At 59.5% G+C, this 4,398-nt stretch carries 1 protein-coding gene and 3 pseudogenes; 1 reads left to right on the top strand and 3 read right to left on the bottom strand.

Going from position 1 to position 4,398, the window contains the following annotated elements:
- A pseudogene (locus tag AB3X94_RS41235) lies at positions 1-382 on the bottom strand (transposase); the annotation flags it as partial.
- Positions 383-899: 517 nt separating this feature from the next.
- Here AB3X94_RS41235 and istA point away from each other — a divergent pair.
- Positions 900-1,917 (top strand): annotated as a pseudogene (gene istA / locus AB3X94_RS41230) (IS21 family transposase); the annotation flags it as partial.
- Between the two features lie 95 nt (positions 1,918-2,012).
- Here the strand turns inward: istA and AB3X94_RS41225 are convergent.
- Both AB3X94_RS41225 and AB3X94_RS41220 read right to left on the bottom strand, forming a co-directional pair.
- The gene (locus AB3X94_RS41225) at positions 2,013-3,140 is read right to left on the bottom strand and encodes a molecular chaperone DnaJ (protein WP_176112216.1); all 1,128 of its coding nucleotides are present in this window, start codon (positions 3,138-3,140) and stop codon (positions 2,013-2,015) included.
- A gap of 175 nt (positions 3,141-3,315) precedes the next feature.
- Positions 3,316-4,240 (bottom strand): annotated as a pseudogene (locus AB3X94_RS41220) (IS66 family transposase); the annotation flags it as partial.
- Between the last annotated feature and the right edge of the window lie 158 nt (positions 4,241-4,398).

Below are 4,398 nucleotides of genomic sequence, written 5' to 3'. Positions count from 1 at the left end.
GCTTTCCCCGGTCTGTCGGGTTGGCGCCGGTTTCCTGGCCCCCCGGGAGCTGGCAACACTGGCAGCATCGAGGCTCGCCCGTTCCCAATCAATCTGGTCGTGCTCACGCAACCGGCGAAGCATTGCCAGATGCAGTTGCTCCCACACGCCTGCGGCCTGCCAGTCTCGTAGCCGTCGCCAGCGTGTCATGCCGCTGCCGAAACCCAGTTCCTGCGGCACGTCTTCCCATGGGATGCCCGTTTGCAGGACATACAGGATGCCGTTCAGTGCTGCGCGGTCGTCAACTGTGCGCCGACGGCCGCCTTTGCGGTGACGGCGTAAATGCCGGAATCGACAGTTCCAGCGCCGCCCACAGTTCGTTGCTGATTTTTCTTCTGGACATGCGCCCAGGATACGAAACCTAGGGCTTGATGTCCAGGTTTGTGTTAGCCGCTCTTAGCCGATGGACGATGCGAAGCTTCTAGTCCTCTCCGCCGTGTAGCCCATAGGTCTACAGGAAGGACGCCACAATCTACGGGTATTTTTCCGCAGAAACCCTACGGATAACGAAGTTGTTATAGATGAGGTATCCGTCTTTCTGCAGGTCTTTTGTGGAAAGATCTTAAGAGACGGTTTCATAAAGACTGCCGAACGCGCTGAAGAGTGTTCCAGCAGATCAAGTGCGTATTCCGGCTGAGCGTGACCAGTGATTCCGGATTATCGTGACTGGTGATTCCGGCATCGTGACCGGCATTTCCAGCTGATCGTGACCGGTCTTTCCGGCGATCGTGACCGGCCCGTTGACGGGTCATGCGCCAGTGGTTTCGCGGTGTCTGCCTGGCGATGATCGACGTGGAGATGTTGCGTATTGTTCAACCCCCGGTTGTGGATAACCTTCCCCGTTTTTACACGGAGAGGCGATGCCCACACCCCCAATGACGATACGCATGATCAAAGACGTGTTACGACCCAAGCACGAGTCCCGGTTCTCTCACGCCCGCATCGCGGCGGCGCTGCAGATTTCCAAAGGGGTAGTCTCCAAGTACGTATCGCTCGCTGCGAATGCCGGGCTGGCATGGGATGAGCTACGTGAGCTCGACGAAGCGGCCATCGCAGCTCGCCTGCTGCCGGGCTCGCGCAGCAGCGCCTATGTGCCGCCGGACTATGCGCGGATACACCAGGAACTGCGCCGCAAGGGCGTTACACTGACCTTGCTATGGCAGGAATATGTCGACGCCCACCCCGGCGGCAAGACCTACCGCCACACGCGATTCTGCGAGCACTACCACACCTGGGCGAAGAGCCTGAAGCGCTCGATGCGCCAGGTCCACAAGGCCGGCGAGAAGCTGTTTGTCGACTACGCGGGCCCGACCATCGCGGTGGCCGATGGTACGCGTGCCCATGTGTTCGTCGCCGCACTGGGCGCTTCAAGCTACACCTTCGCTTGCGCCACGCCGCGCGAGACGATGGCTGACTGGATCGGCTCGATCGTGCGCGCTGAGTTTCATTGGCGGTGTCCCCGAACTGGTCATTCCAGATAATCCGCGGGCCCTGATTGCCAACGCCGACCGTTATGAGCCGCGCGCCAACGACACCGTGCTCGACTTCGCGCGTCATTACGGCACCTCGGTGCTCGCGGCGCGGGCGCGGCGGCCGCAGGACAAAGCCAAGGTCGAGGTTGCAGTCCAGGTCGTTGAACGCTGGATCATGGCGCGACTGCGCCATCAGCGGTTCGAGACGGTGTACGCGGTAGATCGCGCGATTGCCGAGCTGCTGCCCACGCTGAATGACCGACCCTTCCAGAGGCTGCCGGGCAGCCGCGCCAGTGCTTTCGCCGCGCTGGACGCTCCGGCGCTGCGCCCGTTGCCTGCGATTCCCTACGAAATCGCGCAGTTTCGCACCGTCAAGGTTCACATCGACCACCACGTCGAGATCAACAAGCGTAAGCGGCCGGCAAACCCGTCTTGACGAATTGAACGTAAGCGGTCGATTCTCCTCACGACCGGCCGTATTCATGCCAACCGGCCATTTACTCAGAATGGGAATTCGTCGAAGGGAACGGCTGTCTGCCGATATTTCAGCTGTTTCAACCAGCCCTTGAATTGCTTGAGGTCTTCAAACACGAGCAAATCAGTTTCCAGATCACGTATGTGTTGCTGGAGCCCGGCGATGTCGTTTGCCAGATTGTGAAGGACCGTCGCGGGGGCAATGTCGATGAATGGGGGAATTCCGTACGCATGCCTGAAACTGGCTTCCACTTGCAGGATTTCCTGATCCAGTTCCCCGAGCTGTTCCTTGAGAATCTTGTTGTAGTGCTTCAGCCGGTCTTCGCTGAGTTCATTGATTGCACTCTGGTCGATATGCTCAAGCTCCAGTTGTAGCTCGAGCAGCTTGAGCAGGTCGTTCCTGCCATACGCATGGTTGGCTCGCTGCATCAGCGCCGTCTTGCGCTCCCGCTCGTGAGGGTCCGGTTCGCGATCGGGATGCAGGGCACTGGCGAGTTTTCGATAGACCTCGCGGATAGACTGGCTCAATTCTGCCTGCTCGGCTTGCTGCCTTGCCTGAGCCGCCTGCTGTCTTGCCGTCTTTTTTCGTTTCGCACGTCGCGCTTGCCGAGCCTGGTCGGCGGCTTCGTACTGCGCCTGCTGCTCCTCCATCCTTGCCTGGGCGCGTCGCAGCATGTCGTGGGGCGAACTCATGTCGAGATCCTCACCCAGTTCAACGCCAAGCATCGCTTCGAGCACATCCTTCATGTCCTCAAGCTCAGCGGCTGCTTCGCTATCGTAATCCGACTTGCTGTGCCGGTTGTAAATGACCTTCAGTTGCGCATCATTGCACGCTTCGACCAGATCGCCTGCCAGATTCGAGATCAGCGTGGAGACTGTACGACGCTCCGTCTTTGTCAGCCCTTTCTGGTTCCATACGTCGTCAAGCCGATAGACCAACTTTACCTGCAGATCCGTCGACTCCCGTTCGAGCGGCAACAGAACGTCGACATACCGTTGCTGGAAGTCGGGCGTGACGCGCTCCCATGCCCGCAAGCGGGTGCGACGCTTTTCGATCTGCCTGATCAGCGAATTGAATGCCTTCTGTCCCCGTGACAGGCTGGCCTTGTTATGGCCCGGCGCGATGCTGACGGCGTGGTGGGTCGCCTTGGACATGAGATGAGATTCCGGTTTTCGCAGGACGGGAAACGGGTAACATTTTAGCCGACGCGACGCTTTCCCATTCGTCGGACGGACATGGGCCGCACTGCGGCGGTGGGACAGCCGTTGGTGTATATGTTGAGATGATGGAAGCGCACGCCGTCATGTTGTGCGACGCGCGCTCTCTGCGTCAGCCGCTGTTTGTCGCGACCTGTTGTCGCGCGTAGTTGAACGGCAGCAGATCGGTCACGTCCGCGCCTGGGGCGCGCTGTGGCAGGACCTTGAGTACGTGCAGCAGATAGTCGTATGGCTCGACACCGCAGGCCCGGCACGTCAGTACGAGACTATAGATCGTAGCGCTAGCTTTTGCGCCGTCGACCGTATCGCTGAACAGCCACGATTTTCTCGATGTCGCAAATGGCCTGATGTCGCGCTCGCATATGTTGTTATCAATTGGAGCACGTCCATCGGTGACGTAGCGACTCAGATATTCCCACTGGTTTCGGGTATAGGCGATGGCCTTGCCCAGCAGGCTTTGCGGCGCCACCTTCGGTGCCAGTTCATCGAGCCATGCCTTGAACGCCTCGAGCACCGGCACGCTGTGCAACTGCCTCAGGTGGTATGCGTAGTCAGCACGGGTCTGCCCGGCAGGCAGGTCGCCTTTGGCCAGCGCCTCGACACGGTACAGGGCCTGGAAGTATTCGAGCGCTCTTGCCACGCGAGCGTTCGGCGCCTTCGGTTTTCCGTCATCCCCGTTCTTCTGCGCTGCCTTGTCCGCCTTGACGAACAGCCGGCGCGCGTGCGCCATGCAGCCGAAGTTCGTCGCTTTTTTCAGTGTTCTCCAGGCGCTGTACCCGTCGCTCATCAACATACCGCTGTAGTCGCCCGGGAACTTTTGCGGATGCGTCTGGCCAGCGCCCGGGCTGGTACTCAAACAGCACGACCGGTTCGGCACAATCCTCCGCGCTGCGATAGACCCATGCATAGCTTTTGCTCTGCGCCGCCCGGCCGGGTTCATTGAGCACCTGAAGCGTCGTCTCGTCGCCGCGAACCAGCGACTGCGACAGCAGCGTCCTGTACAGCGCGTCGTACAGGCGACTGTAATGAAGTTCACTGCAGCTTGTAAACGAAGACAGCGGATGTTAAAGTCCGTCCTGAACAATCCGTAGAGCCTTGAGTAGCTGGGCTTCCGGGTAGAAATCGTGTTGTTGGAATTGCAGAGACCTGGCATATTGCTTCACATAGCCTGCAAATTCTGACGAGGTTCAGATGG

This window comes from Paraburkholderia sp. BR10923 (genome assembly GCF_040948765.1).
Lineage (GTDB): Bacteria > Pseudomonadota > Gammaproteobacteria > Burkholderiales > Burkholderiaceae > Paraburkholderia > Paraburkholderia youngii.
The sequence above is the reverse complement of the archived record's forward strand: the minus strand, read 5'-3'. Positions and strand labels throughout refer to the sequence as shown.